The organism is Xanthomonas hortorum, from assembly GCF_040279205.1.
In the GTDB taxonomy this organism is placed as follows: domain Bacteria; phylum Pseudomonadota; class Gammaproteobacteria; order Xanthomonadales; family Xanthomonadaceae; genus Xanthomonas; species Xanthomonas hortorum_F.
On sequence record NZ_JBEOLS010000015.1, the window covers coordinates 1 to 26,418 of the forward strand.

The 26,418-nt window shown below is 64.0% G+C and carries 23 protein-coding genes and 1 tRNA gene; 11 read left to right on the forward strand and 13 right to left on the reverse strand.

Annotation, left to right across the window (positions count from 1 at the left end; translation table 11 throughout):
* Nucleotides 1–224: 224 nt before the first annotated feature.
* Nucleotides 225–1,748 carry a platelet-activating factor acetylhydrolase IB subunit gene (locus ABS769_RS08400; RefSeq protein ID WP_317061578.1) on the forward strand — a complete coding sequence of 508 codons (1,524 nt, stop codon included), beginning with the start codon at nucleotides 225–227 and terminating at the stop codon, nucleotides 1,746–1,748.
* 234 nt (nucleotides 1,749–1,982) lie between these two features.
* On the opposite strand, the gene ABS769_RS08405 is transcribed toward ABS769_RS08400, so the two are convergent.
* Nucleotides 1,983–2,069 (reverse strand) — tRNA-Leu (locus tag ABS769_RS08405).
* 121 nt (nucleotides 2,070–2,190) lie between these two features.
* On the opposite strand from ABS769_RS08405, the gene rnr reads away from it, so the two are divergent.
* From rnr to ABS769_RS08425, 4 genes are all read left to right on the forward strand, one after another.
* Entirely contained in the window at nucleotides 2,191–4,746 is a 2,556-nt protein-coding gene (gene rnr, locus ABS769_RS08410; protein ID WP_317061579.1) for a ribonuclease R, read from the forward strand.
* Between the two features lie 141 nt (nucleotides 4,747–4,887).
* Entirely contained in the window at nucleotides 4,888–5,361 is a 474-nt protein-coding gene (locus tag ABS769_RS08415; protein ID WP_317061580.1) for a GFA family protein, read from the forward strand.
* A 214-nt stretch (nucleotides 5,362–5,575) separates the two neighbouring features.
* A complete protein-coding gene (gene rlmB, locus ABS769_RS08420; RefSeq protein ID WP_006450313.1) occupies nucleotides 5,576–6,325 on the forward strand; it encodes a 23S rRNA (guanosine(2251)-2'-O)-methyltransferase RlmB in 750 nt (249 codons plus the stop codon).
* 254 nt (nucleotides 6,326–6,579) lie between these two features.
* Nucleotides 6,580–9,627, forward strand: coding sequence for a diguanylate cyclase domain-containing protein (locus ABS769_RS08425; RefSeq protein WP_317061581.1), 3,048 nt, complete (start codon nucleotides 6,580–6,582; stop codon nucleotides 9,625–9,627).
* 188 nt (nucleotides 9,628–9,815) lie between these two features.
* Here ABS769_RS08425 and rnt read toward each other — a convergent pair whose 3' ends face one another.
* The 9 genes from rnt to ABS769_RS08470 all read right to left on the reverse strand — a co-directional run bounded on the left by rnt (nucleotide 9,816) and on the right by ABS769_RS08470 (nucleotide 18,527).
* Nucleotides 9,816–10,457 (reverse strand): ribonuclease T, encoded by a 642-nt coding sequence (gene rnt, locus ABS769_RS08430; RefSeq protein WP_255085078.1) that lies wholly within the window; start codon nucleotides 10,455–10,457, stop codon nucleotides 9,816–9,818.
* A 142-nt stretch (nucleotides 10,458–10,599) separates the two neighbouring features.
* Nucleotides 10,600–11,010, reverse strand: a complete 411-nt coding sequence (locus tag ABS769_RS08435) for an RcnB family protein (RefSeq protein ID WP_317061582.1) — start codon at nucleotides 11,008–11,010, stop codon at nucleotides 10,600–10,602.
* Nucleotides 11,011–11,140: 130 nt separating this feature from the next.
* Nucleotides 11,141–11,845, reverse strand: a complete 705-nt coding sequence (phoU, locus tag ABS769_RS08440) for a phosphate signaling complex protein PhoU (protein WP_317061583.1) — start codon at nucleotides 11,843–11,845, stop codon at nucleotides 11,141–11,143.
* Between the two features lie 128 nt (nucleotides 11,846–11,973).
* Nucleotides 11,974–12,804, reverse strand: coding sequence for a phosphate ABC transporter ATP-binding protein PstB (gene pstB / locus ABS769_RS08445; protein ID WP_023903589.1), 831 nt, complete (start codon nucleotides 12,802–12,804; stop codon nucleotides 11,974–11,976).
* 22 nt (nucleotides 12,805–12,826) lie between these two features.
* Nucleotides 12,827–13,690, reverse strand: coding sequence for a phosphate ABC transporter permease PstA (gene pstA, locus ABS769_RS08450; protein ID WP_317061584.1), 864 nt, complete (start codon nucleotides 13,688–13,690; stop codon nucleotides 12,827–12,829).
* Complete coding sequence (pstC, locus tag ABS769_RS08455) at nucleotides 13,690–14,664, reverse strand: phosphate ABC transporter permease subunit PstC (RefSeq protein WP_006450306.1); 975 nt, start codon at nucleotides 14,662–14,664, stop codon at nucleotides 13,690–13,692. Before pstC ends, pstA begins: the two co-directional genes overlap by 1 nt.
* A 112-nt stretch (nucleotides 14,665–14,776) precedes the next feature.
* The gene (pstS, locus tag ABS769_RS08460; RefSeq protein WP_317061585.1) at nucleotides 14,777–15,871 is read right to left on the reverse strand and encodes a phosphate ABC transporter substrate-binding protein PstS; all 1,095 of its coding nucleotides are present in this window, start codon (nucleotides 15,869–15,871) and stop codon (nucleotides 14,777–14,779) included.
* Nucleotides 15,872–16,059: 188 nt separating this feature from the next.
* Nucleotides 16,060–17,079, reverse strand: a complete 1,020-nt coding sequence (pstS, locus tag ABS769_RS08465) for a phosphate ABC transporter substrate-binding protein PstS (RefSeq protein ID WP_317061586.1) — start codon at nucleotides 17,077–17,079, stop codon at nucleotides 16,060–16,062.
* Nucleotides 17,080–17,276: 197 nt separating this feature from the next.
* Nucleotides 17,277–18,527, reverse strand: coding sequence for an OprO/OprP family phosphate-selective porin (locus ABS769_RS08470; protein ID WP_006450303.1), 1,251 nt, complete (start codon nucleotides 18,525–18,527; stop codon nucleotides 17,277–17,279).
* 339 nt (nucleotides 18,528–18,866) lie between these two features.
* Between ABS769_RS08470 and ABS769_RS08475 the strand changes: the two genes are divergently transcribed.
* The 3 genes from ABS769_RS08475 (at nucleotide 18,867) to ABS769_RS08485 (ending at nucleotide 21,561) form a co-directional block, all read left to right on the forward strand.
* Complete coding sequence (locus ABS769_RS08475; protein WP_317061620.1) at nucleotides 18,867–19,187, forward strand: hypothetical protein; 321 nt, start codon at nucleotides 18,867–18,869, stop codon at nucleotides 19,185–19,187.
* Nucleotides 19,188–19,300: 113 nt separating this feature from the next.
* On the forward strand, nucleotides 19,301–19,981 hold the full coding sequence (locus ABS769_RS08480) for a carbonic anhydrase (protein ID WP_006450301.1): 681 nt from the start codon (nucleotides 19,301–19,303) through the stop codon (nucleotides 19,979–19,981).
* 11 nt (nucleotides 19,982–19,992) lie between these two features.
* Nucleotides 19,993–21,561 (forward strand): SulP family inorganic anion transporter, encoded by a 1,569-nt coding sequence (locus ABS769_RS08485; RefSeq protein ID WP_317061587.1) that lies wholly within the window; start codon nucleotides 19,993–19,995, stop codon nucleotides 21,559–21,561.
* Between the two features lie 242 nt (nucleotides 21,562–21,803).
* Here ABS769_RS08485 and nth read toward each other — a convergent pair whose 3' ends face one another.
* Genes nth through ABS769_RS08500 form a run of 3 tightly spaced genes read right to left on the reverse strand, consistent with a single transcriptional unit; the run spans nucleotide 21,804 to nucleotide 23,684 of the window.
* Nucleotides 21,804–22,514, reverse strand: coding sequence for an endonuclease III (nth, locus tag ABS769_RS08490; protein ID WP_317061589.1), 711 nt, complete (start codon nucleotides 22,512–22,514; stop codon nucleotides 21,804–21,806).
* A complete protein-coding gene (locus ABS769_RS08495; RefSeq protein ID WP_317061590.1) occupies nucleotides 22,511–22,891 on the reverse strand; it encodes a hypothetical protein in 381 nt (126 codons plus the stop codon). Before ABS769_RS08495 ends, nth begins: the two co-directional genes overlap by 4 nt.
* 10 nt (nucleotides 22,892–22,901) lie before the next feature.
* Entirely contained in the window at nucleotides 22,902–23,684 is a 783-nt protein-coding gene (locus tag ABS769_RS08500; protein WP_006450297.1) for an enoyl-CoA hydratase-related protein, read from the reverse strand.
* 163 nt (nucleotides 23,685–23,847) lie between these two features.
* Here ABS769_RS08500 and ABS769_RS08505 point away from each other — a divergent pair, with 163 nt between their 5' ends.
* From ABS769_RS08505 to ABS769_RS08515, 3 genes are all read left to right on the forward strand, one after another.
* On the forward strand, nucleotides 23,848–24,546 hold the full coding sequence (locus ABS769_RS08505; protein ID WP_006450296.1) for an FKBP-type peptidyl-prolyl cis-trans isomerase N-terminal domain-containing protein: 699 nt from the start codon (nucleotides 23,848–23,850) through the stop codon (nucleotides 24,544–24,546).
* 125 nt (nucleotides 24,547–24,671) lie between these two features.
* Entirely contained in the window at nucleotides 24,672–25,469 is a 798-nt protein-coding gene (locus tag ABS769_RS08510) for a CoA pyrophosphatase (protein WP_317061591.1), read from the forward strand.
* Nucleotides 25,466–26,338, forward strand: a complete 873-nt coding sequence (locus tag ABS769_RS08515; protein WP_317061592.1) for a sulfurtransferase — start codon at nucleotides 25,466–25,468, stop codon at nucleotides 26,336–26,338. The genes ABS769_RS08510 and ABS769_RS08515 overlap by 4 nt, the downstream gene beginning before the upstream one ends.
* Nucleotides 26,339–26,418: the final 80 nt, after the last annotated feature.

Consider the following 26,418-nt stretch of genomic DNA (forward strand, 5'->3'; position numbering starts at 1 on the left):
CGATGAAGCACTATCGATAACGCTTCATCGCGCGCAAGCGCGCTCCTACGCAAGCGTGAGCGGCCTGGCATCACAGCTGCACCGTGTCAGTGGCCTGGTGCCGCCACACGGCAAGCACGTCACAGCGCGACTCACCGCGCTACATCGCGAGTGGCTGCGTCCGCGCTTGTCGGGTGCGGCGCACGCGGATCACAATCGCCGCTTCTCCAGCCTCTGGTGCGCGCATGCTCCGGTCCTTGCACGCTGTGTTTCCTCGCTTTTCGCTGTCTGCCATTGCGCCCGTGCTGGTGTGCTGGGGACTGTTGCTGGTCTGCGGCGTGGCAAGTGCACAAACACCACCGCCCTCGATCGTACCCACCGACCGCTTGCAGGAAGCCTGGTGGGCGCAACGACACGCGCAGGTGCTGGAGCAGGTCAAACAGCATGCCGACACGCCGCTGCTGTTGATCGGCGATTCGATCACGCAGAACTACGAAAAAGCCAAGGCGCCGGACGAAGAATTCCAGCCGACCTGGCAGACCTTCTACGGCAGCCGCGGCGCGCTCAATCTGGGCTTCAGCGGCGACGGCACCGAGAACGTGTTGTGGCGGCTGGCCAATGGCGAGGTCGACGGTCTGCAACCCAAGGTTGCCCTGGTGCTGATCGGCACCAACAACACCGGCCATCTCGGCCAGACCGCCGAGCAGACCCAGCTGGGCATCGATGCGGTGGTCGCGGCGATCGAACAGAAGCTGCCGCGCACGCACATCCTGTTGGTGAGCGTGCTGCCCAGCGATATTTCCAGCGAAAAATCGCGCCGCGATGCGCAGGTCAATCAAGGGCTGGCAGTGCGTTACGGCGACAACCCACGGGTGACCTATCTGGACGTGGGGTCGATCTTTCTGCGCGACGGCAAGCTGCGTACCGAGTTGTTTTACGACACGCGCTTCCGGCCGCCAGCCGGCGCCTTGCATCCGGACACGCAAGGCCAGCGCATGCTTGCCGAAGCGATCGAGCCGACCTTGGCCCGATTGTTGGGCGAGTCGCCGGTCAAGCCGGTCGCCGAACTCGGCCGCGAGTTTGCGACCTCGCTGATTCCGGTCGACTGGCTGGAGCAAGACTCGTACGACTGGTACGCCCGCCACCATGCGGCGCTCGCCGCAGCGCGCACATTGAAGCCGGACGTGGTGATGATCGGCGATTCGATCACGCATTTCTGGGCTGGCCCACCGCAGGCCACGCGCGTCAGTGGCGCGCAATCGTGGCAGTGGTTGTACGGCACGCGGCCGGTGCTGAACCTGGGCTTCGGCTGGGACCGCACCCAGAACGTGCTGTGGCGGATCCGCCAGGGCGAGCTCGACGGTCTGGATCCGCACTGGGTGGTGCTGCATCTCGGCACCAATAACCTCACCGGCACCGCGCAGTCGCGCGCGAGCACGCCGGCCGAGGCCGCGCTGGGCGTGGAGGCGGTGGTGAACGAAGTGCGTCGCCGCTTGCCCAGCAGCAAGCTGATCCTGATGGCGATCATGCCGCGCGGCCGCCATGCGGGCGATGCGCAACGCGCACCGATCGCCGAGACCAACCGCTTGCTGGCCGCGCGCTATGCCAAGGACCCGTCAGTGCGTCTGGTCGATATCGGCAAGCAGCTGCTGCAGCCCGACGGGACCTTGCCCGAGGCGCTGATGCCCGACGGCACGCACCCCAGTGAGGCCGGTTATGCGATCTGGGCGAAGGCCTTGCGCGAGGCGGGCATTACGGCCTCGCCGTAACGAGATGAGGGCAGCGGCATCGCATGGGGCTGTTGTCGGTTGGGCTATCGCTTTGAATGGCGCGCTGGCTGAGATGGCGCAGCGGCTTTTATCGCTTGCTTTGAATCGCTGGCTGCTCCGGTATCAGTCACGGCCGCCATCCAGTCAGCAGTCCGGCAACTCAAGAACAGCACTCAAGCATTCTCAGACCCCAGAAACCAGAAGACCCCCGATCGCTCGGAGGTCTTTTTAAACTGGTGCCCAGAAGAGGACTCGAACCTCCACGAAGTTGCCCCCGCTAGCACCTGAAGCTAGTGCGTCTACCAATTCCGCCACCTGGGCAAGGTGAGCCGCGAATTTTGCAGGCTCCTGGCGGCCTTGTCAACGGGTTAACACGGCGATCTACGCCTGGACGGGCCGGCTTTCAGCCCACATCGAGGCCGCACGGGGTAATATGATGGCAATGACCAAGAAAAACACCCCAGATTCCGATCGGCCGAGTCGCCGCAATTCCGCCAACACTGGCGAGCCCACCACCGCCGAAAAACAGAAGTTGCCGGGGTGGATGCCTGACTTCTTGGTTCGCGCCGCCGCTGGCGCCTCGACCAAGTCCGCAAACAAGCGCGCTGCCGATAAAGCCGCGCAAGCCTCGCCGGAGCTGCAAGTAGCGCCGCCGCTGCCTGAGCCGCCGGCTCCGCGCGCACCGCATCCGCGCAAGAGCGGCCCGCCTGCGCCGCCGCCGGAACGCCTTCAGTCCGTCCAGCCTGCAGCTGTCACTGCTTCTCCCGCTGCCGCCGCTGAGTTCAAGGATCCGCACGCCGATCGCGAAGCACTGCGCTATGCCGAGCCGATCGCCAGCCGCGAGGCCATCCTGCAGCTGCTCGAAGCCTGCGACGGCCCGCAGACCGCCGAAGAAATCGCTGAACAACTGCATCTGAGCGACCGCATCGACGCGTTGGGCAAGCGGCTGTCCGCGATGGTGCGCGAAGCGCAGCTGGTGCAGAACCGCCGCGGCGGCTACGCACCGGTGCAGCAGACCAGCCTGATCGCCGGCGTGGTGATCGCCAATCCGGAAGGCTTCGGCTTCCTCAAGCCGGATGAAGGCGGCGACGACCTGTTCCTGCCGCCGTACGAAATGCGCAAGGTCATGCACGGCGATCGTGCGCTGGCCAACGTCACCGGTATCGACCGCCGCGGCCGTCGCGAAGGCGCGATCGCACGCGTGCTCGAACGCCGCATGTCGCGCATGCTCGGGCGTTTCTTCTACGAGCATGGCGTGGCCTACGTCGACCCCGACGACAAGCGCGTGCAACGCAATGTGCAGATCGCACCGGACGGCATCGGTGAAGCGCGCGAAGGGCAGTTGGTGGTGTGCGAGCTGATCGCGCCACCGGATGCGCGTCGTCCGGCGATCGGCAAGATCATCGCGGTGCTCGGCGACAAGCTGACCCCGTCGCTGGTGGTGGAAATGGCCATCCACGGCCACGAGCTGCCGCACGAGTTCTCGCGGGAAGTGCTGGACGAGGCCGCAGCGGTGCCGCTGGTGGTCGAGCCGCAGATGATCGGTGGGCGTGTCGATCTGCGGCAGATGCCGCTGGTCACCATCGATGGCGAAGACGCCAAGGATTTCGACGACGCGGTGTATTGCGAACCCAACGCCGACGGCTTCCGTCTGGTGGTGGCAATCGCCGACGTCTCCAACTATGTGCGTCCAGGCACGCCGCTGGACGACGAAGCGCAGAAGCGCGCTACCTCGGTGTATTTCCCGGGGTTCGTGGTGCCGATGCTGCCGGAGACGCTGTCCAACGGCATCTGCTCGCTGATGCCCAAGGTCGACCGCATGTGCTTCGTCTGCGACATGCAGGTGGGCCGCGATGGCGAAGTCACCGGCTCGCGCTTCTACGAAGCGGTGATGAACTCGCACGCGCGTCTGACCTACAACCAGGTCTGGAAGGCGGTCGGCGAAGACGATGCCGACACCAAGGCCTTTATCGGCCCGTTGCTGCCGCAGGTGCAGCGTCTGCATCAGCTGTACAACGTGCTGTCGAAGGCGCGCACGCATCGCGGCGCGATCGAGTTCGAGACCTCCGAAGTGCGCTTCGTGCTCGACAACACCGGTGAAGTCACTCAGGCCGGCATGCTGGTGCGCAACGATGCGCACAAGCTGATCGAAGAATGCATGATCGCCGCCAACGTCGAGGCCGCACGCTATCTGCTGAGCATGCATGTGCCGGCGCCGTACCGCGTGCATGAGCGGCCGCCGGAGAGCAAGTTCGAAGACCTGCTGGAGTTCCTCAAGGAATTCCAGCTGAGCCTGCCGGCATGGAGCAAGGTGCGTCCCGGCGACTACACCAAGTTGCTGAAGAAGGTGCGTGCGCGCCCCGACGCAGCGTTGCTGGAATCGGTGCTGCTGCGCAGCCAGAGCCTGGCGGTGTACTCGCCCGACAACAACGGTCACTTCGGTCTGGCGTTGGAGGCGTATGCGCACTTCACCTCGCCGATCCGGCGTTACCCGGATCTGCTGGTGCACCGCGCAATCAAGCATGCCTTGACCGGCGCCAGCCCGGAAAAATATATCTATACCCCGCGCCAGATGTCGGCATTGTCGCTGCAGTGCTCCGAGCGCGGACGGCGTGCCGACGAAGCCGAGCGCGAGGTCGACGAGCGTTATCGCGCCGCGTGGATGGAAAAGCATGTCGGCGGCCAGTTCGATGGCGTGATCAGCGGTGTGACCGGCTTCGGCCTGTTCGTCGAGTTGAACGAATCCAAGGTCAACGGTCTGGTACATGTCACCCAGTTGCCGCAGGACTATTACCAGTTCGACCCGATCCGCAAGACGCTCAGTGGCGAACGCCGCGGTCGCGCCTTCCGCCTGGGCGACCCGGTGCGGGTGCTGGTGCTCAAGGCGAGCATGGAAGAGCGCAAGATCGACTTCCGTCTGGCCGAAGATGGCGCAGCGCCCGAAGCGCCGTTGCCGCAGCGCGAGAAGCCGGCCAAGCGCAAGAAAAAGCAGTACTAAGCGCGACGACACCATCGCGAGTCGCTGCCTGGCGGCGGCTCGCGATGCGTGCGGATCGCAAGATATGACGCTACGGTTCCTTGCGAGTCACAAGCTCGCAACGATCTCCGGTCATCCGTGTTCAACAGCGCTGAGGCAACGATGGACGCAGCACTCGAGTACAGCGGTGGCTGCCAATGCGGCGCGGTGCGTTTCCGCGTGCGCGGCAGGTTGTCGGACGCTTCGATCTGCCATTGCCGCATGTGTCAGAAAGCCTTCGGTGCCTACTACGCGCCGTTGGTTTCCGTGCGCGGCACCGAGTTCAGCTGGACACGTGGCGAGCCGAAACGCTTCGCTTCTTCCTCGCTGGTGTCGCGTGGATTCTGTGCCGAATGCGGCACGCCGCTGACCTATGAAGCGCCGGATGGCATCGCCATCGCCGCCGGTGCGTTCGATACGCCCGAACGGTTGCCACCGCTGATCCAGTACGGTGTGGAGCGCAAGCTGCCCTTCGTCGATGCAGTGGGTGATCTACCGGCGCGCACCACCGAGGACGATGTCGCTGCATTGGCGTTTCTGGCCAATCTCGTTTCAAGGCAGCATCCGGATCACGATACCGAGCAGTGGCCGGTGTGAGTTCGCGCCCGCTGGCATGAGCGCACCTCGCACCGGTTCGCGACGGCCAGCGAGCGTAGGTGTCGGCAGCATCACCACGGTGCGAGCGTGATCTTGGCTCATCGCGATTCGCTCCACCGCGAGCTCCTCGTCGGCACCGCCATCCGCGCTCCGGCCGTGACGTGGCAGGCCGCAGGCCCTACCATTCCCCTTTATCTCTTCGTATGCCCGCGCAATGAGCAAGCAGAATCAGTGGATCGTCGGCGTCAACGCCGTTGCCTCGTCGGTGGAGAACGACGCCGACAACGTGCGCGAGGTGTTGATCGAAGCCGGCAGCAAGAATCCGCGCCTGACCGAGATCGAGGAGCAGGCGCGCCGCAAGGGCATCGAGGTCCGTCGCGTCAACACGCAGGCGCTCGATGGCGTCGGTGGGCAGGTCCGCCACCAGGGCGTGGTCGCGCGCTACGCAGCGGCGCGGCTGTGGGCAGAAAACGAGCTCGAAGCCTTGGTGACGGCAGCCGAAGGACGTGCGCTGTTGCTGATCCTGGATGGCGTGCAGGACCCGCACAATCTCGGCGCCTGCCTGCGCAGCGCCGCCGCCGCCAGTGTCACTGCGGTGGTGATTCCCAAAGACAAGTCGGCAACCGTCAATGCCACCGTGCGCAAGACTTCGGCCGGTGCGGCCGACCGGATTCCGGTAGTCGCGGTGACCAATCTGGCGCGGTGCCTGCGCGATCTGCAGAAGCAGGGCGTGTGGCTGTACGGCCTGGCCGGCGAAGCCGAGGCGTCGTTGTACAGCGTGGACCTGCGCGGCAATGTCGGGCTGGTGCTCGGTGGCGAGGCCGATGGCCTGCGCCGGCTTACGCGCGAGCATTGCGATGGCCTGGTCAAGATTCCGATGCCGGGCGATATCGAAAGCCTCAACGTGTCGGTGGCGGCTGGTGTGACCTTGTTCGAAGCCGTGCGCCAGCGCCTGGGCGCGTAATCGCATTCGCGCTTAGAGACATACGCGCGGATTGATCGCCAAACCCAAGCCGTCTCGTTCAACACGCACGCGTCGCATGTACCCGTAACAATCGTGCAGTTGCGCGCACGATTGCGCAGATGTCGATCGCGAAGTGTTGCCGATCGCAGACGCAACGCTTGTGCATCAGCACTTTCGACAACACGCCTATCGATTACCGACGCGCGCATGCGTTATTGCCTACCATATCGTCAGCAAACGGTGTGTTGTGTCCGATGAATCATGGGGTGGGCGCCTGTCGTACAGGCCAGAGCACGTGCGCCGTCAGAGCGCCGGCACGAGGAGATAGACAGTGGCAGCGCTGGCTCAGTGCCGGTGCCTGCCTGCTGCTGGTGGCGTTATGCGCGTTCGCCGCGGCTGCCGCACCCGCTGCAACGGCGCAATTGCGCGACTACGCGATCGATAGCTGGAGTTCGCGCAATGGATTGCCGCACAACTCGCTGCGCGATATCGCCCAGACCCACGACGGCTACCTGTGGTTCGCCACCTGGGAAGGCCTGGTGCGCTACAACGGGCTGGAATTCAGCGTGATCGATCGCAGCACGCGCCCCGGCTTGCCCGATAACGGCGTCGGTGCGTTGTATGTCGATCGCGACGGCGCACTGTGGCTGAGCGATGCACGCGGCAATCTGGTACGTCACAGCGCCGATGGGCAATGGCGGCGCTGGGAGCGACGAGGACAATGGCCGCAAGCGCTGATCCACGCCATGACCATGGATGCGCAAGGTCGCATGTGGTTGTTGTTCGAAGGGCACGGGCTTGGTTGCCTGTGGCCGGATGGGCGCTTCGAGTATTTCCCCCCGCGTGATGGCGTGCCGCTGCAGAGCAGCTTTCCGCGCATGCTGTTTGACGACCAGGGGCGGTTGCTGATCGGCACGCTCGACGGGTTGATCTACCGCGAACTGGATGGACACATGCATCGCGCGCCTGCGGCGTTCGGCCTGTCGCCCGGCCTGGCATGGCCGTATCGCGCCCCGGACGGCACGCTGTGGGTCGTCGCGGGCGAGCAGTTGTATCGCCTGCAGGGCGAGCGCGCCGAGCTGGTGCATCGCGTGCCGGGGCAGGGACACTTCACCGCGATGTTGCAGGATCGCCATGGCGACCTGTGGCTGGGCAGCGAAAATCAGGGTCTGTTGCGCATCGGCAGCCACGGTGTGGAGCATCTACCGGCCGGGCGCAGCCTGCCCAGCGGGCGTATCGTCAGCCTGCGCGAGGATGCCGAAGGCAGCATCTGGGTCGGTGCCAATGGCGGCCTGTTCCGGCTGCGCGAAACCTTGTTCAGCAGCTACAGCCAGCGCGATGGCTTGAGCGGGGACTACGCCCGCGCGGTGCTGGAAGACCGCGACGGCAGTCTGTGGATCGCCAGCACCGCAGGCTTGGATCGCATGCTGCCGGACGGGAGCATCGTGCCGGTGCCGGTCGCCATCCCGTCCGGTCGACGGCTCTCGGTGCTGAGTCTGGCGCTTGATCGGCACGGCGACCTGTGGGTGGGCACCTATGCCGATGGCGTCTTCGTGTTGCGCGACGGGCGCGTGCTGCGGCACTACGGCGAGGCCGAGGGCATTCCCAGCGGGCATATCCGCGCCATCGTGATCGACGACTACGCCGCCGACCACGCAGTGGTGTGGCTGGCCACGCAGCGCGGTGTGGTGAAGTTGGTGGACGGCAAGCGAGTGACGTTGACGATCGATGGCCTGCCCGACGGTGTGGTGACCGCGCTGGCGCGCATCGATGGTGCGCTGTGGATCGGGTCGGTCGATGGCGCCGCAGTGCTGCGCGACGGCAAGCTGCAGCAGTTGGGATTGGAGCGACTTGGCGGGGCCCGCAGCGTGTTCGGTTTTCAGAGCATCGGCAACGCTGTCTGGATCTCGACCGACCGCGGCCTGTATCGCGTGCGCCAGGGCGCGCTCGCACGCGTGGGCCTGGAGCAGGGCATGCCGGTGGATACGGTGTTCCAGCTGGTCAAGGACCGGCTTGGCAACGCGTGGATCAGCAGCAATCGCGGCGTCCTGCGCACCGAACTCGGCACGCTCGACGCGGTCGCCGATGGACGCGGCCAGCTCGCCATCGAACGTTATGGCGAGATCGATGGCATGGGCAACGCGCAGGCCAATGGCAGTTCCAGCCCGAGCATGATCGCGCGCGCCGACGGCTCGGTGTGGGTGGTCACTGCAGGCGGCATCAGCACGGTCGATCCATCGCGGTTGCAGCGCTTTCGCGAGCGCCGCGCGCCGCCTGCATTGATCGAGAGCGTGCAGCAGGATGGCCACCCGCTGGCCTGGCGGCAGCAGGCAAAGCTGCCCGGCGGGCATCGCTTGAACGTGTCCTACGTCGGCATGAGTTTTCTGTTGCCGGAGCGGATCGAGTACCGCACCCGCCTGGAAGGCCTGGACAACGACTGGACCGAACGTGGCCGGCAGCGCAGCGTGGAATTCATCGGCTTGCCGCCCGGCCGCTATCGTTTGCACGTGGCGGCCCGGCACCCTGGAGGTACGTGGAGTCCGCACGAGGCGATGTGGGCGTTCGAGGTCTTGCCGCTGTGGTGGCAACGCCACGACGTGCGTTTTGCGGCAGTGCTGGCTGCGCTGCTTGCGCTGGCCTTGTTGTACCGGTTGCTGCTGCATCGCTACAAGACCCACAACGCACGCCTGGCCGAACTGGTGCGCAAACGCACCGAAGATCTGCAATTGCAGGCGCAGCGCCTGCTGCAGGCCAACCAAGAAAAGAGCGAGCTGCTGACGCGGCTACGCATCAAGTCCGACGTGTTCGAGCGCCAGGCGCACGAAGACGCACTGACCGGGCTCCCCAATCGTCGCCACTTCGACGAAGCGCTGGCGCGCGACATCAGTCGCGCACGCCGCAGTGGGCGCTCGCTGGTACTGGCGATTCTGGATATCGATCACTTCAAGCGCATCAACGACCATTACTCGCATGCCAGTGGCGATGCGGTGCTGCACGAAGTGGGTGTGCTGCTGATTGCCGCCGCACGTGCCTCGGATCTGCCGGCCCGGCTGGGCGGCGAAGAATTCGCCCTGCTGCTCGCCGACACTTCGCTGGAAGAGGCGCAGGCGCTATGCCTGCGTATCCGCGCGCTGTTCCATGCGCGTCAAGACTGGGGCGGCGTGGACGGCCTACAAGTGACCTTTAGTGCCGGCGTGGCCGAGTTGCGCGATGACGACACCGGCTCATCACTGATGCAACGCGCTGACCATGCCTTGTACGAAGCCAAGAGTGCAGGGCGCGACCGGATCTGCGTGGGCTAGGGCGGGGATTCGGGATTGGGGATTAGGGATTCGCAAAAGCGAGCTAACTAGCGCTTCCCTTCTCCTACGGGAGAAGGTGCCCCGCAGGGGCGGATGAGGGTACGGCCGCACGCAATGGCGCCGCCAAATGCAAATTTTTCAAGCAGAGGGCCACATGCTTTTGCGAATCCCCAATCCCCAATCCCAGCTCAAACAGGCCCCGGCCAGGCATTGGCAATCTTGCAAAACAACCGCGCAGTCTGCTCGGTGTCGTACACTGCGCTATGCGCATCGGCCGCATTCCAGTCCAGGCCCGCAGCTTGCGCCGCGCGCGCCAGCACGGTTTGCCCGTACGCCACACCGGCCAAGGTCACGGTGTCGAACACGCTGAACGGATGGAACGGGTTGCGTTTGTGGCCCACGCGCGCGACGGCCGCGTTGAGGAAGTTCAGATCGAAATGCGCGTTATGACCCACCAGGATCGCGCGCTGGCAGCCGTACTTCTTCACCGCCGCACGCACTGGCGCGAACACATGATCCAGCGCGTCTTTCTCCTGCTTGGCGAAGCGGAACGGGTGATCGAGCACGATGCCGGTGATTTCCAGCGACTTCGGGTCGATCTCCAGGCCCGGTGCAGGCACCAGATGCGCGCTGGCGGTTTCGCCAGGGAAAAAGCGACCGTCGGCATCCATTTCGATCGGCACGCAGGCGATTTCCAGCAGCGCGTGCTTGTTCCAGTCGAATCCACCGGTTTCCACATCCACCACCACGGGCAGATAGCCGCGAAAGCGCCGCGACATGGGCAAAAAGGAGGAAGCAGGCTGCAGGTCGACCGGTTCGTTCATCGGCATAGCCTAGCAGGTCGCACGCCGTGCTCGATCGTAGCCAGGTGCAGGCCGCACATGCCCTGCGCGCGCAGCGCTCCGGCAAACAAAAGCCCAACCCGCGTTGCCGCGGATCGGGCCAGTTTGACGACGCATCTGACGGTTCGGCTTAGCGACCGGCGACCACGCTTGCGATCAGGCCGGTGGCCACTGCAATCAGCACGTAGGTGTTGTCCACCTGGCGCCATTCGTGCCCGCGCGGCGGCTTGTTCAGATGATGCTTGTGGTAATCGGCGACGCGATTGCCGCGATGGTCCGGCGCCAGGCGCTCGCCGCGCCGGTAAGGCGGGCCGCGGCGGTCGTTGCGGTGATCGTCGTTATGGGTGCTGCGGCGATCGTCGCGCTTGTCGTCGTGCCTGTCATCACGATGGTCGTCGCGGCGGTCGTTGCCGCGATCATCGTGACGCTGCGCAGTGCGGTCGCGATCATGATCGCGGTCATCGTGTTGCTGAGGCGCAGCGAACGCTGCAGCGGAGGTCAGCAGCGACAAAGCCATGAGAGATCCAATGATGCGTTTCATCTGCGTACTCCTGCTTCACAGGAACGGCCTGTGTGATTTCACCCTAGGCTTGATTAGCTGAATACGTAATGAAATAAAGCGTTTCGGCTAGTTTCAGCGTGTCGGTGGTTGTTGCCACACGCGTCTTGAATCAAATGACGCGAGTAGTGTCGTCGCGCTTCACTCGCGGCGGCAGCGGCTGTTCGCCATGCACCAGGAACCACACGTTCTCGGCGATGTTGGTCGCGTGGTCGCCGATGCGCTCCAGATTCTTGGCCATGAACAGCAGATGCGTGCAAGGAGTGATGTTGCGCGGGTCCTCCATCATGTAGGTCAGCAATTCGCGAAACAGCGCGGTGTACTGCGCATCCAGGCGTGCATCTTCATCGCGTACGCGAATCGCCGCATCGGCATCCTTGTCGCGGTAGGCCTGCACGGCCTCGCGCACGGCATCGGCCGCCATCTGGCCCAGCGCACGCAAGCCCACGGTCTGTGGCAGCGGCGGTGCGGAATTGAGCGCGATCGAGCGCTTGGCCACGTTGGCAGCGTAATCGCCGATGCGTTCGATGTCGGCAGGAATACGCAGGCCGGCCAGGATCTCGCGCAGATCGCGCGCCATCGGACCGCGCAACGCCAGGCGCATCACGTCGTGGCTGATCGCATGCTCCAGCGCATCGATCGCTTCGTCGTTGACCACGATGCGATGCGCAGCGTTATCGTCGCGACGCTCCACCACATCCAGCGCGGCTTCCAGCTGCGCCACCGCCGTGTCGCCCATGCGCACGATCTCGGCGACAAGACGGTGCTGCTCCTCGTCGTAGCTTTTGACGATATGGTCGTTGAGGTGCTGGTTCATCGTGATCTCGATTCGTGTCAATGGTGGATGTCCGCCGTGACCCTGGCGACATCGCAGGTGATGCAAATGTCGTGCCGGGCGGTGCGGCCGAGCTGCGTCAATGCGGCGTTGCGATGGGGCGCCTTACATCAACCGAACCGACCGGTGATGTAATCCTCGGTCTGCTGCTTGGACGGCTGGGAAAAAATCGTCTCGGTGCGGTCGTGTTCGATCAGGTCGCCCAGATACATGAAGGCGGTGTAGTCGGACACGCGCGCGGCCTGCTGCATGTTGTGGGTCACGATCACGATGGTGTATTCGCGCTTGAGTTCTTCCACCAGTTGCTCGATGCGGCTGGTGGAAATCGGATCCAGCGCCGAGGTCGGTTCGTCCAGCAACAACACATCCGGCCGCAGCGCCACCGCACGCGCGATGCACAGCCGCTGCTGCTGGCCACCGGACAGACCCAACGCGCTTTGCCCCAGTTTGTCCTTGACCTCGTCCCACAACGCGCCCTGGCGCAACGCCTGCTCGACACGGTTCTGCATGTCGGCCTTGGACAGTTTTTCGTGGTGACGAATGCCGTAAGCGACGTTTTCGAAGATCGTCATCGGAAACGGCACCGGCTTCTGAAACACCATGCCGACCTTGCTGCGCAGCCGGTTCATCGGGTACTTGGGCGAGAGGATGTTTTCACCGTCCAGCAGCACTTCGCCGCGCGCTTCCATCTTCGGATACAGCGCATAGATGCGATTGAAGATGCGCAGCAAGGTGGACTTGCCGCAACCCGAAGGCCCGATCAGCGCAGTGACGCGCTTTTCCGGAATCTCGATGTTGATGCTCTTGAGCGCGTGGTACTTGTCGTAATAGAAATCCAGATTGCGTGCGGCCACCTTCACCGGCGCCTGCGCCGTCGGCGCCCCCTTGGCGGCCGGAACAGCGATGCGATGCATCGGCTTGGCGTTTTGGAGATCGTTCATGTCGGGTGTCCGGAAGGAAAGGTCAGTCATTGGAAATCTTGTTGCGCAATAGCAGCGCGCGTGCGCCCAGGCTCACCAACAACACGAACGCGGTCAGTACCAGTGCGCCGGACCAGGCCAGGGTCTGCCAGGTCTCATAGGGGCTGCCGGCGAACTGATTCATGATCACCGGCACGCTGGCCATCGGCTGAAAGATATTGCTGTTCCAGTATTGATTGCCGAAGGCGGTGAACAGCAGTGGCGCGGTCTCGCCGCTGATGCGTGCCAGCGCCAGCAGGATGCCGGTGAGAATGCCGGCCGAGGCGGCGCGATACAGCACCTGCACGGTGACCTTCCACTGCGGGATGCCGAGCGACAATGCCGCTTCGCGCATCTGCGCCGGCACCAGACGCAACATTTCGTCGGTGGTTCGCACCACCACCGGCAGCACGATGAAGGCCAGCGACAACGCACCGGCAAACGCCGAGAAGCGCCCGCCGGTCTGCATCACGTACAGCGTGTAGACGAACAGGCCGAGCACGATCGACGGCGCCGACAACAGAATGTCGTTGACGAAACGCACCACCAAACCGGTCTTGCGCGCGTTGCCGTATTCGGCCAGCCAGGTGCCGGCGGCAATGCCGAGCGGGGTGCCGATCGCCAGCGCCAGGCCGCACATCACCGCGCTGCCGAAGAAGGCATTGAGCAGGCCGCCTTCCTGCATCGGCGGCGGTGTCATCTTGGTAAACAGGTTGACGTCGATGCCCGGCACGCCCTTGGACAACAAGGTCCACAGGATCCAGGCCAGGAAGAACAGGCCGAACACTGCGGTGACGCAGGACAGCAACAGTGCGATCGCGTTGGTCACGCGGCGGCGGTTGTACAGCGATTGCGAGACCGAGGACATCAGTTGCCCTCCCGACGCGACAGCTGCATCAGCATGAAGCGTGCAATCGCCAGCACGATGAAGGTCACGATGAACAACACAAAGCCCAGCAGCAGCAATGCCGAGCGATAGGTTTCTGTGGCCTCGCCGAAGTCATTGGCGATCAGCGCGGCGATGGTGGTGCCGGGCTCCAGCAGCGATGGCGACAGCCGCACCGTGTTGCCCACCACGAACGCCACTGCCATGGTTTCGCCCAGCGCACGGCCCAGGCCCAGGAACACGCCGCCGATCACCGCAGAGCGGGTGTAGGGCAGCACGATGTCCCAGCTGACTTCCCACTTGGTCGACCCCAGCGCATACGCCGATTCCTTCAGGCGCGTCGGCACGGTAAGGAACACTTCGCGCATTACCGAGGAGATAAACGGAATCACCATGATTGCCAGTACGAAGCCTGCGGTCAGCAGACCGATTCCCAGCGGCGGGCCCTGAAACAACGGGCCGATCAACGGCAGCGTGCCCAGGTGATCGTTGAGCCAGGGCGTCACGTGCTCGGTCATCACCGGCACCAGCACGAACAGGCCCCACATGCCGTAGATGATCGACGGGATGCCGGCCAGCAATTCGATCGCGGTACCGACCGGGCCACGCAACCAGCGCGGCGCCACTTCGGTGAGGAAGAATGCGATGCCGAAACTCACCGGCACCGCAATCACCATCGCGATCAACGCGGTGACCAGGGTGCCGTAGATCGGCGCCAGCGCACCGTATTTGTTTTCCACCGGATTCCAGTCGGCGGAATAGAAAAAGCTCAGGCCCTGCATCTGCAAGGCATGGCGTCCGCCCCACAGCATCGACAGCGCGGCGCTGCCGAGCGCCAGCAGGACGAAAACGACGGTGGCGGCCAGCGCAAGCTTGAACAGGCGATCGGCACGCGCATCGCGCAGATCGCGGCCGCGTGGTGCGGTCATCGCTTCGGGAATGGCGGTGGCATTCATTCGATTGGACTCGTCACCCGCGCAATCGCGGGAGCGTGAGACAACAGGAACGGCGAGGCGCCCGCAGGCACCTCACCGCAGCGCAACCCGCCACGACAGCGGGTGCAGGGCATCACTTGAACTCGCTGGCCCAGTAGGCCTGGATCTGCTTGACCAGTTCCGGCGGCAGCGGCACGTAATGCAGTTCGCTGGCCTGGGCCTGGCCGTTGTCCAGCGCCCACTTGAAGAAGTCCAGCGTGGCCTTGCTGCGCGCCGCATCCTTGGGCTGCTTGTGCATCAGCATGAAGTTGGTCGCGGTGATCGGCCAGGCCTTCTCGCCCGGTGCATTGGTGATCACCAGATTGAAGTCCTTGGCATTGGCCCAGTCGGCGCTGGCGGCCGCAGCGGCGAAGCTTTCCGCATTCGGCTCAACCCACTGGCCGGCTGCATTCTGCAGCGAGGCGTAGGGCATCTTGTTCTGCAGGGCATAGGCCAGTTCGACATAGCCGATCGAACCCTTGATCTGCTGCACGTACGAGGCAACACCTTCATTGCCCTTGCCGCCCACGCCGCCCGGCCATTGCACGGAGGTGCCTTCGCCGACCTTGCTCTTCCACTCCGGGCTGACCTTGGACAGGTAGTTGGAGAAGTTGAAGGTGGTGCCCGAGCCATCCGAGCGATGCACCAGGTTGATCTTGGTCGCCGGCAGGGTCACGCCCGGGTTGGCCGCGACAATCGTCGCGTCGTTCCACATCGTGACCTTGCCCAGGAAGATGTCGCCCAGCAGCGCGCCGGTCAGACGCAGCTTGCCCGGTGCGATGCCTTCCAGATTGATCACCGGCACCACGCCGCCGATCGCCGACGGGAACTGGCCCAGACCGGCCTGGGCAAGCTCGGCGCTGTCCAGCGGCTTGTCGGTCGAACCGAAGTCCACTGTGCCGGCCTTGATCTGCGCGATACCGCCGCCGGAGCCGATCGATTGGTAATTGACCTTGTTGCCGGTGGCGGCGTTGTAATCGGCCGACCACTTGGACACCAGCGGGTAGATGAAGGAGGCACCGGCGCCGGAGATTTCAGCGATCTTGCTGTCCCCGGCGGTGGCGCCTGCGCTGGGAGCGCCCTTGGCGGTGTCGCCGGACTGCGCATCCTTGCCGCCGGGCGAACACGCGGCCAGGGCGAGGGCGATGGTGAGAGACAGGGCGGTCAGGCTGGCCGACTGCAGTTTCATGGAAGCTCCGAGGCTGGATTGGCCGGGTGTCCGGCAGACGACGCTATGAAATGATGTTTTTGTTACACACGCATGACAGTGCCTTCTGGAGAAGGCATCACAAAAAAGACGCGACCCCGAAAGGGCCGCGTCCCGGTGCCGACGCCGGGGAGAGAGACGGCGTCGTTCCTGTTGCTATGGCTCTCTCTTTACTTGGGCAGATTCTTGGCCCAGTAGCCTTCGATCTGGGTCACCAGGCTGTCCGGCAGCGGCACGTAGTCCAGCTGCTTGGCCTGCGCATCGCCCTTGCTGTAGACCCAGCGGAAGAAGTCCAGCGTGTTCTTGAGGCCTTCCGGGCTCTTGGGCTTTTTCTGAACCAGGATGAAGTTGGTGGCAGTGATCGGCCAGGCGTTGTCGCCGGCGGCGTTGGTCATCACCAGATAGAAGTCCTTGCTGTTGGCCCAGTCGGCGCTGTTGGCAGCGGCGGCGAAGGTCTCATCGGACGGTTGCACGAACTTGCCGGCGGCGTTCTTCATCGCGGTATAGGCCATCTTGTTCTGCAGCGCATACGACAGCTCGACATAGCCGATGCCGCCCTTGATCTGCTTCACATAAGCGGCGACGCCCTCGTTACCCTTGCCGCCGATGCCGGTCGGCCACTGCACCGCGGTGCCTTCACCGACCTTGCTCTTCCAGTCCGGGTTGACCTTGGACAGATAGTTGGTGAAGTTGAAGCTGGTGCCCGAACCATCCGAGCGATGCACCACGGTGATCTTGCCCTCGGGCAGCTTCACGCCCGGATTGAGCGCGGTGATGGCCGGATCGTTCCAGGTGCTGACCTTGCCAATGAAGATGTCGCCCAGGGTCTTGCCATCCAGCTTGAGCGCACCGGGTGCGATGCCCGCCACGTTGACCACCGGCACCACGCCGCCGATCACCGACGGGAACTGCGCCAGACCGGCCGCAGCCAGTTCTTCCGGCTTGAGCGGCGCATCGGACGAGCCGAAGTCCACACTGGCCGCCTTGATCTGGGCAATGCCGCCGCCCGAACCGATCGATTGATAGTTGACCTGCTTCTTGGTGGCCGCGTTGTAGTCGGCCGACCACTTGGACATCACCGGGTAAATAAACGACGCACCGGCGCCGGTGACATCGGCGGCCTGGGCGCACAGCGCCAGCGAGGCGGCAAGCACGCCCACGGCCAGACGGGTCTTCAAAGAGTGGATCACGGAACAGCTCCTGTAGCGAAGGGATAAGGACGTCCCGCGTGCATGCCATTGCAGGGCAGCGGCATGACCGCGCGATGTCGGAGAGATGACATGACCATGACGGCGTTGCGCCGAGGCGTTTTGCCGGGTCTGGCGAAGGCGGTTGCCGCCGCCGCGCGCTCAGCCGAGCGCGCCACGGCGGCCAAACCGTCGCTCACTTACCAATAGAACTGCGCACGTGCCTCGATGATCGACGGGTTGTCGTCGACCAGGCCACGCGTGGCGCTGCTGTAACGGGTGCTTTCCACCTTCGCGTAGTCGAGTGCGAACTTGAAGTTGGAGCGCCAGTACCAGTTGGCACCGATCGTCCACACATCCATCTTGCCGCCCAGCACGCCGTCCACGAACGGGGTGCTGCCGTTGGAAACCAGATGGCCGTCGTTGAGATCCAGCGTGTCGTAGCGCACCGCCAGCTGCCACAGGCCGGAGGCCGGCGCGTTTGGCAACGGGGTGGTCGGCACGCCGGCCTTGTAGCCCCAGGTCTCGCCGGTGATGTTCCAGACGCCGCTGACGTACCAGCCATCGCTCTTGTAATCGTTGGCGTTGTTGCCGATGCGCTTGGCGTTTTCCTGGAAAAATTCGCTCTGCAGCTTGAACGGGCCGGTGATCCACATCGCCTCGGCACCGGCCACACCCACGCTGTCCACGTTGGTGATGGCGCCGCTGTCGATCAGGCGGATGGTGGTCAGGTCGGCGTCCGGGCGCGCGCGCAGGCGCAGGGTGTCATCGTCGGTGTCGTAGCCCAGATAGCTGAGGCCGAAGTGCAGCACGTTGCCGCTTTCGTTGATCGGCGCCCAGGTGCCGCGCGCGCCGTAGCCGCTGCCATGAGCCTGATTACGGGTCAGTTCGCGACCGAACGCACTGGCAGTGATGCTCCAGTTGTTGTCGCCCATGCCGTAGGCCACGCCCAGCCGGCGCGAGATGCCGTAGGTATTGGTCACCGCGGCCTTGGAGACGAAATCGTTGTTCTTGGTGCTGGAGAGTTCTTCCAGGCTGTTGGGCTGCTTGAACTGACCGATCTGCAGGTAGTTGTTGGCGTTGCCGGCGAACTTGTACTTGATGTTGTTGTCGAGGAAGCGCCCGGTGCTGCGGATGGTGGTGCCGCGGATGGTGACTTCCTTCAGCACGCTCGGGTCATACCCGGCCACCCACTCAAAGTTGCCCGGACCCTTGCCCTTGAGCACCAGCTCGGCGCGACGGATGCTGAATTCGGAATTGTCGCCGTTGGCGCCGATCGGGCCATTGAGGTCCTGCACATCGTTGTGGAACCAGTTGCCGTCGGCCTGGACCAGGCCTTCCAGCGAGACTTCGGAGCCGCCGATCACATCGATGGCGATTTCGGCATGCGCAGCGGGCGCGGCCAGCGCCAGCAACAAGGCCGAGCCGAGCAGGGTAGGAGAAAGTTTCATGGGTGCCTTGCGACCTGACGAGAAAGTGAGCGCAGGCTAGGGCGTGAAAGTTGCGTTAATGTGACAACTTCGGACTGCGTCGCAATTTGATTTTTGCCAATAAAGACAAAGATTTACGCGTGTTTAAACTTTGTCAGTGTGTGTCATAAGTCTGAACGACGGCCGGTTTATGACAGTTGCGATAGCGCTTCTTTACTTGCCGCTGGCGGGCTCAAGCTTATGGCGACCTGAATCGATGCCATGAAATGCCGGCCAATCAAGTGCTTTGTGCGTCGCACCACTTGCGCAGGCGCGTTCTAAATTGTTAGTTTCGAGGCCATGTTTCCTCGATTCCTCCAATTGCTGTTGGTCTGCCTCCTCGCGCTCACCGCGTGGTCGGCAGCCAATGCGCACGATCGCATCCACGATGCGCTTGTGGGCGACGGCTTGGCGGTGATGGTGGATGCTGGCGAAGAACGTGACGCAGCTGAAGATCTGCAGGACGACGGGGACGCACAGACCCAGGTCGATCCCTATTCTGCAGACGACATCCCCTTGCTCTCCCAAGCATGGCCGGTGGTCGCACGCTATTTTCCCTCTTGGTACGCGCACTACGCGCCGGCATCTCAAAAACGCGACCTGATCCCGCAACTGCGTCCTCCTAACGCACTGCGCGCCTGATCCTTCGTTTGTCGCGTCAACCGGTGCTGCGCACCGGACTTATTTGATTTGTTCGTCTTTGCACTTCGCGGTTTGCGCCGTGGATTGCCATCCGTTGCCTAGAGGTATCTCCCATGCAAAGCTTGCTAGATGGTTTTCGTCATTTCCGTAAGGAAGTGTATCCGCGCCAGAGTGCGCGCTTTCAGGAATTGGCCGGTGGCCAGAGTCCGCACACGTTGTTCATTACGTGCGCCGATTCGCGCGTCATGCCGGAGCTGATCTTCTCCGCCCAACCTGGCGAATTGTTCGTCTATCGCAACATCGGCAACGTCGTGCCGCCTTACTCGCAACACGTCAGCGGCGTTGTCGCTGCGATCGAGTACGCTATCGCCGTGCTGGGTGTGCGGCATATCGTGATCTGCGGCCATACCGATTGCGGCGCCATGAAGGCGGTGCTCAAGCCGGAATCGCTGGAAGATGTGCCGTCCGTGGCGGCGTGGCTCAAGCACACCGACTCGGCGCGCCATGTCACCGCCCATCATGGCCACGATCCGCACAGCCAGGACGCGCTGGACTGCATGACCGAAGAGAACGTGGTCTCGCAGCTGGACCATCTGCGGACGCAGCCGGTGGTTGCGGCACGTCTGGCCGCTGGCACCTTGCGTATCCACGGCTGGATCTACGACATCGCCCATGGCGAGATCCGCGCCTTCGATGCCGAGAAGGGTGGCTTCCGTCCGTTGTTGGCGGAAAACACCCCCGAAGCCACCCCACGTCCGCGACTGCAGCAAGTCGTGCGCGCTGAACTGGCCTGACGGAGCACATCATGAACACATCAGGTATCGGCGGATATTTCCGTCAGGGACTGTTCGGGCGTGATTTATTGGCGTCTGTCGTTGTCTTCCTCGTCGCGCTCCCGTTGTGTATGGGCATTGCGATCGCATCCGGCATGCCGCCGGCCGCAGGTCTGATCACCGGCATCATCGGTGGTCTGGTCGTTGGCTTTGTGGCGGGTTCTCCGTTGCAGGTGAGTGGGCCTGCCGCCGGCCTGGCTGTGTTGGTGTTCGAGCTGGTCCGGGAGCACGGCATCGCCGCGCTCGGGCCGGTGATCCTGTTGGCCGGTGCGATTCAGTTGGTCGCCGGTCTGTGCCGTGCAGGCGTGTGGTTCCGCATGACATCGCCGGCCGTGGTGGCCGGCATGTTGTCCGGTATCGGCATCCTGATCGTGGCCTCGCAGGCGCATGTGTTGATGGATGCCGCACCCAAGGCGCGCGGTCTGGAAAACTTCGCTGCATTGCCGGCCGTGTTGTGGCAGGCGATCAGCGAAGGCACCGGCCGCACCGCGTTGTTCGTGGGTCTGGCCACCATCGGCATCATCCTGGCGTGGGACAAGCTGCGTCCGCAGCGTCTGCGGTTCTTGCCGGGTGCGTTGATCGCGGTGGTGGCGGTCACGGCGGCGGTGCAGTTGCAGGGCTTGAACGTTGCCAAGGTCGATGTACCGACCAACCTGTTCTCTGCGATCAGCATCCCCAGCATCTCGGACATCTTCGGCGTGTTCAACGCGACCTTGCTGGTGTCTGCAGTGACGTTTGCCTTCATCGCCAGCGCAGAAACCTTGCTGTCGGCGGCAGCGGTGGATCGCATGCATCAGGGCGCACGCACCAACTACGACCGTGAACTGGCGGCGCAGGGCGTGGGCAATATGTTGTGCGGTTTCCTCGGCGCATTGCCGATGACCGGCGTGATCGTGCGTAGTGCGGCCAACGTGCAGGCCGGTGCGGCCACGCGCATGTCCACGGTGCTGCATGGCAGCTGGTTGCTGGTGTTCGCGATGCTGCTGCCGTGGCTGTTGCGGATGACGCCGGTGGCCTGTCTGGCCGGCATCCTGGTCTACACGGGCGTGAAGATGATCAAGATCGGTCAGGTCAAGGAGCTGGCGACCTATGGTCGTGGCACCGCGGCGATCTATCTGGCCACCACCTTCGCGATCGTGGCCACCGACCTGTTGACCGGTGTGTTGATCGGCTTTGGTCTGTCGCTGTTCCGTCTGGCCCTGCATTCTTCGCGCCTGAAGGTGGACGTGCGTGAGCACGAGCACAAGAAGGACGAGATGCATCTGACGCTGCAGGGTTCGGCAACGTTCCTGAAGGTGCCGGCAATGGCGCGTACGCTGGAAAGCGTGCCGCCCAATACCGCACTGCATCTTGACGTTGCCAAGCTGCACCATGTCGACCACGCCTGCATCGAGTTACTGCGCGACTGGAGCCGGAATGCGGCCTCGCGCGGCTGCGAGTTGGTGGTGGACTGGAACGAGCTGGATCGACGCGTGGAAGGTCAGCCAACGGTGGAAAGCGTGCTGGTCGAACAGCGCGTCGAACAAGCCAAGGCGGCGTAAACCTGCTGCAAACCGCCCGGCGTTCGCGCCGGGTGACCCCTGTCGTGTCCGGATGATGCATGGCGCCGTAAGACGCATCATCCGGTCGCGATTTTTTTCGGCCGGGATTCGGGATTTGGGATTGGAGATTCGTAAAAAGCCTGGGTTTGCGGTGCCGATACGATGCAACTGGTGCGGCTGGGCGCTGCGCAGTCGTCGATGGTCTTGCTAGATCGTCTCAGCCACGTTTGAGTGGGAGCACCTCAGCTGCGCAAAGGTGCTGGCCGCTCGGCAGGCGCCACGGTCTTGTCGCGATAGCGGCACAGGTCGTGGATCACACAGGCCGGGCAATCCGGTTTGCGTGCCTTGCAGACGTAGCGGCCATGCAGGATGAGCCAGTGATGCGCGTCGTGCAGAAACTCCGCAGGAATGACCTTCACCAGTTTGTCTTCGACCACGCGCACATCCTTGCCCGGCGCAAGTCCGGTGCGATTGGCTACGCGGAAGATATGCGTGTCCACCGCCATGGTGGGCTCGCCGAATGCGGTATTGAGCACGACATTTGCGGTCTTGCGTCCGACGCCGGGTAATGCTTCCAGCGCGGCGCGGTCGTGCGGGACTTCGCCAGCGTATTGCTCGAGCAAAATACGGCACGTGGCAATGACGTTCTTGGCCTTGGCGTTGAACAGACCGATGGTGGCGATGTAGCGCTTCAGGCCTTCTTCGCCGAGATCGAGAATGTCGCGCGGCGTATTGGCAACCGGGTACAGCTTGCGGGTGGCCTTGTTGACGCCGACGTCGGTGGCTTGCGCCGAAAGCAGCACGGCGATCAATAACTCGAACGGGGTGGTGTATTCCAGCTCGGTAGTCGGGTGCGGGTTGAGTTCGCGCAGGCGCTCGAACATTTCCTGCACTTCGGGCTTGCGCATGATGCTGCCGCGACGTGCCGGCAGGGTGGGGCGGATCGCGTTCATGGTTGTGTTCCACCTGCGGCCTTGGCCTTGGCGCGCGCCAGGATGGCGGCGGCCAACGGCGGCAATGCGGCAGCGACGGGTTGGCTGGGTGCTGGTGCGGGCGTGCGGCGAGCATCGCGTTCGGCAGCGCGGCGTTGCAGGCGCGCTGCGCGTGCGCGGTAGCGTTCGCGTGCGGCCCAGGCATCACGCAGGCGCTGTTGTGCGGCGAGCAATACGGCGCGTAGCTGCGGGCAGGCCGGGTCCAGCAGGTCGTCGTGTGGATCGGGCAGGTACTCCATCAGGCCGAGCGCCAGCGCGCCGTCGAGATCGTCGGCTTGCACGCAATCGAATAGTTGCAGCGGCAGGGGACGTGATACCGGTATGGGGTCAGACGTCATGGCGAATCGATCAGCGATTGAGAAAGTGTGCGGGGCGTTTTTCGAGAAAGGCGCGGGTGCCTTCGCGCATGTCGTCGCTGGCGAACAACAGCGCAAACTGTGCGGTTTCCAGCTGTAAGCCTTCTTCGATCGCGCATTCGCCGCCGAACACCACCGCATCCAGAATGCCGCGCAATGCGAGCGGTGCAGCAGCGGCCAGGCGCTGGGCCAAGGCGAGTGTTTCTTCCTGCAGCGCCTCCGGCTCGACCACGCGGTTGAGCAGGCCCAGCTGCAATGCGCGCGCTGCATCAATCGGCTGGCCAAGCAGACACAGTTCAAGCGCAGCAGCACGACCGGTCAGGCGCAACAGCCGCTGGGTGCCGCCAAAGCCGGGGATCAGGCCGAGATTGATTTCCGGCTGGCCCAGGCGCGCGGTGGCTGCGGCAATGCGTAGATGGCAGGCCATCGCCAACTCCAGTCCGCCGCCCAGCGCAAATCCATTGATCATCGCAATCACCGGCTTGGGCATGCGCTCGATCCGGCGCATCAGCTGCTGGCCGAGCAGCGAGAACTCGCGCCCCTGCATGGCCGACAGATCGCGCATTTCGGCGATATCCGCGCCGGCCACGAAGGCTTTCGGGCCCGCGCCGGTGAGAACCACCACGCGCACGTCATCCGCGCTGGCGGCATCCTGAAACGCCTGATCCAGCGCCCGCATCGTGTCCTGGTTCAAGGCGTTCAGTTTGTCCGGTCGATTGACCGTGATCGTCCGTACACTGGCGTGATCGGCGATCAGAATGACGTGATTGGACATGGAAATCCTTACGAACGTAAAAAATTAGTAAATACGGAACTTCCGAAAGCCTTGCTGGTCATAGCTTTCGTGATAAGTAGCGGTTCGGTATCGCGGCCGCTATCCTAGCGCGTCATCTCAGGCGGCAGACCCGTCCTGTGCCACCACCCTGGAGAATTGTTTGATGAAGTTGCGTTCTATCGCGGTCGCTGTGGCGGCCCTGGCCCTGACGGGCAATGCACTGGCCCAGGACACAACGTCCGAGAAAGGCAAGTTGAGCTACTACTTCGGCTATGACTACGGCAACAACCTCGCCGAGCTCACCGGTCGCGGCGAGCAGCTCGACATCAATGCGGTGGTGAAGGGTCTGCAAGACGCCTATGCCAAGAAGCAGCCGTCGATCACTGCCGATCAGCTGAAGCCGGCCGTCGAGGCGTTCCAGAAGCGTGAGCAGGGCCGTGCCCAGCAGGCCAAGGCCGAGTACGACAAGGCTGCCGCTGCCAACAAGACCAAGAGCGACCAGTTCCTGGCCAAGAACAAGGGCACCGCCGGCGTGCAGACGCTGCCGAGCGGCGTGCAGTACCGCGTGATCGAAGCCGGCAAGGGTGCCAAGCCGACCCAGGCCAGCACCGTGCAGCTGGAAGTGGCCGGTCCGTTCCCCTTCGGCGATCGCGAGAAGGCACGTCCGGCGCAGCAGATTCCGGCCATCAAGGTCAGCGAAGTCGAGATGCAGGCCATGCGCGATACACTGCTGCAGATGCCGGCCGGCTCGAAGTGGGAAGTGACCCTGCCGCCGGAGAAGGCCTATGGTGCCGACCCGCGTACGCCGTTCCCGCCGAACGTGGCCGTGCAGTTCGAGATCAAGCTGGTCAGCGTCAAGTAATTGCGTTTGATGTTGCTGTGACAACGCCGGCCACCAGGCCGGCGTTGTCGTTTGGGTCCACCGGACATGCGCGAGCGCAAAAGTCGGTTGGAGGTCTTGACGATGCGGGGCGGCAGGAGCGAGCGATGACCGACACCGATTCGAACGACGGCAGTCTGCCCAGCCCATGTATCGGTGTATGTTCGTTGGACGCGCAGTCGCACTGTGTCGGCTGCCTGCGCAGCCTGGATGAAATTGCACGCTGGATGAGCATGAGCGACGCCGAACACCAGACATATCTGCAGACGGTTCTGCCTGCGCGCGCACTGGCGGCACGGCTGCCCGAATGCGCGCAGCTGCGGCGTGCCCTGTATCCGCTGGACACCGCGCCCGATGGGCCGGGTTGGAACCATGCCGAATTGATCGATCTGACCGAAGGCGGCGCCTCTGCCGAAGCGGCGGTGTTGTGCGGTCTGATTCCACGCGAGCACGGCAGCATGGTGCTGCTGACCCGACGCACCGACAGCCTGCGTCATCACGCCGGGCAGGTCAGTTTTCCCGGTGGGCGGATTGAGCCCTCCGATGCCGATGCGGCGGCTGCGGCGCTGCGCGAGAGTTGCGAAGAGATCGCGCTCGGCGCAGATCAAGTGCATGCGTTGGGTTATCTGGATCCGTTTTTGACCGTGAGCGGGTTTCGCGTGACGCCGGTGGTTGCAGTGATCGACCCGGCGTTCGTGGCGGTGCCGCAGCCGGACGAAGTGGCCGATGTGTTCGAAGTGCCGTTGGCGTATCTGATGGACCCGGACAATCTGCGCAGCGTGGAGCTGGAGTTCCGCGGCCGGCCACGCCGTGTGCTCGAGTACGATTGGCCGGGCCAGCGTATCTGGGGCGCCACTGCGGCCATTCTTCTCAATCTTCGTCGTCGCCTGGAGCAGGTTGCATGAGTGCCAATCCCGACTGGACCACGCTGGTCGATAGCGCCACCTTGGCGGCCGCGCTGCACCATCCACAGCTACGGCTGCTGGACGCCCGCGCCGCGCCGCCGACTGCGCCGGACCCGGATGCAGCGCGCAACGCGTATGCGCAGGGACATTTGCCGGGCGCACATTACGCCGATCTCAACGATGATCTGGCCGATCTGTCGCGGCCTGGTCAGGGGCGGCATCCGCTGCCGCACAGCGCGGCCTTCGCCAAGCGGCTGGGCGAATGGGGCATCGATCCCGACAGTCAGGTCGTGGTCTACGACGCTGCCGACGGCAGCATGGCCGCCGCGCGTGCGTGGTGGATGCTGCGATTGATGGGGCATCGTCGCGTGGCGGTACTGGATGGCGGATTGGCCACGTGGCGCGCTGCCGGATTGCCGGAACGTACCGAACCGCCTGCATTGCACGCTGGCGCGGCGTATCCGGGCAGTTTCGACAGCGATGCGGTGGTCGAGGCCGAGCAACTTCTGGCGCGTCTGGATCAGGCGCCGGGATGGCTGCTGGATGCGCGTGCCGGCGAGCGTTTTTGCGGCGAGGTGGAGCCGGTCGATCCGGTGGCCGGGCATGTGCCTGGTGCGGTGAGTCGCCCATTGGGTGTGAGCCTGCGCGATGGCCGTTTCAAGCCGGCAGACGAATTACGTGCGGAGCTGTCTGCGCTGCTGGGTGCAACTCCACCCGAGCACGCGGTGGTGATGTGCGGATCGGGCGTGACTGCCTGCCATTTGCTGCTGGCATTGGAAGTGGCCGGTCTGTCTGGCGTGCGTGTCTACGCCGGCTCGTGGAGCGGCTGGGTGCAGGACCCGGCACGTCCGGTCGCGACCACTGCCTGACCGATTGCAGGCACAATAGCGACAGGAACGGTGACCTGTGGGGACGCAGGTTCGCTGCGCGGAGCGCAGTTTCTCGCAGT

What these genes read in the sequence shown, in the direction of transcription:
- ABS769_RS08515 (WP_317061592.1), top strand. Translation starts at nt 25,466, where the DNA reads ATGAGTGCCAATCCCGACTGGACCACGCTGGTCGATAGCGCCACCTTG.
- pstA (WP_317061584.1), bottom strand. Translation starts at nt 13,690, where the DNA reads ATGTCCTCGGTCTCGCAATCGCTGTACAACCGCCGCCGCGTGACCAAC.
- ABS769_RS08400 (WP_317061578.1), top strand. Translation starts at nt 225, where the DNA reads ATGCTCCGGTCCTTGCACGCTGTGTTTCCTCGCTTTTCGCTGTCTGCC.
- phoU (WP_317061583.1), bottom strand. Translation starts at nt 11,845, where the DNA reads ATGAACCAGCACCTCAACGACCATATCGTCAAAAGCTACGACGAGGAG.
- pstB (WP_023903589.1), bottom strand. Translation starts at nt 12,804, where the DNA reads ATGAACGATCTCCAAAACGCCAAGCCGATGCATCGCATCGCTGTTCCG.
- ABS769_RS08495 (WP_317061590.1), bottom strand. Translation starts at nt 22,891, where the DNA reads ATGACGTCTGACCCCATACCGGTATCACGTCCCCTGCCGCTGCAACTA.
- ABS769_RS08500 (WP_006450297.1), bottom strand. Translation starts at nt 23,684, where the DNA reads ATGTCCAATCACGTCATTCTGATCGCCGATCACGCCAGTGTACGGACG.
- rlmB (WP_006450313.1), top strand. Translation starts at nt 5,576, where the DNA reads ATGAGCAAGCAGAATCAGTGGATCGTCGGCGTCAACGCCGTTGCCTCG.
- ABS769_RS08425 (WP_317061581.1), top strand. Translation starts at nt 6,580, where the DNA reads ATGAATCATGGGGTGGGCGCCTGTCGTACAGGCCAGAGCACGTGCGCC.
- ABS769_RS08485 (WP_317061587.1), top strand. Translation starts at nt 19,993, where the DNA reads ATGAACACATCAGGTATCGGCGGATATTTCCGTCAGGGACTGTTCGGG.
- pstC (WP_006450306.1), bottom strand. Translation starts at nt 14,664, where the DNA reads ATGAATGCCACCGCCATTCCCGAAGCGATGACCGCACCACGCGGCCGC.
- rnt (WP_255085078.1), bottom strand. Translation starts at nt 10,457, where the DNA reads ATGCCGATGAACGAACCGGTCGACCTGCAGCCTGCTTCCTCCTTTTTG.
- ABS769_RS08470 (WP_006450303.1), bottom strand. Translation starts at nt 18,527, where the DNA reads ATGAAACTTTCTCCTACCCTGCTCGGCTCGGCCTTGTTGCTGGCGCTG.
- nth (WP_317061589.1), bottom strand. Translation starts at nt 22,514, where the DNA reads ATGAACGCGATCCGCCCCACCCTGCCGGCACGTCGCGGCAGCATCATG.
- ABS769_RS08415 (WP_317061580.1), top strand. Translation starts at nt 4,888, where the DNA reads ATGGACGCAGCACTCGAGTACAGCGGTGGCTGCCAATGCGGCGCGGTG.
- pstS (WP_317061585.1), bottom strand. Translation starts at nt 15,871, where the DNA reads ATGAAACTGCAGTCGGCCAGCCTGACCGCCCTGTCTCTCACCATCGCC.
- ABS769_RS08510 (WP_317061591.1), top strand. Translation starts at nt 24,672, where the DNA reads ATGACCGACACCGATTCGAACGACGGCAGTCTGCCCAGCCCATGTATC.
- rnr (WP_317061579.1), top strand. Translation starts at nt 2,191, where the DNA reads ATGACCAAGAAAAACACCCCAGATTCCGATCGGCCGAGTCGCCGCAAT.
- ABS769_RS08480 (WP_006450301.1), top strand. Translation starts at nt 19,301, where the DNA reads ATGCAAAGCTTGCTAGATGGTTTTCGTCATTTCCGTAAGGAAGTGTAT.
- ABS769_RS08435 (WP_317061582.1), bottom strand. Translation starts at nt 11,010, where the DNA reads ATGAAACGCATCATTGGATCTCTCATGGCTTTGTCGCTGCTGACCTCC.
- ABS769_RS08505 (WP_006450296.1), top strand. Translation starts at nt 23,848, where the DNA reads ATGAAGTTGCGTTCTATCGCGGTCGCTGTGGCGGCCCTGGCCCTGACG.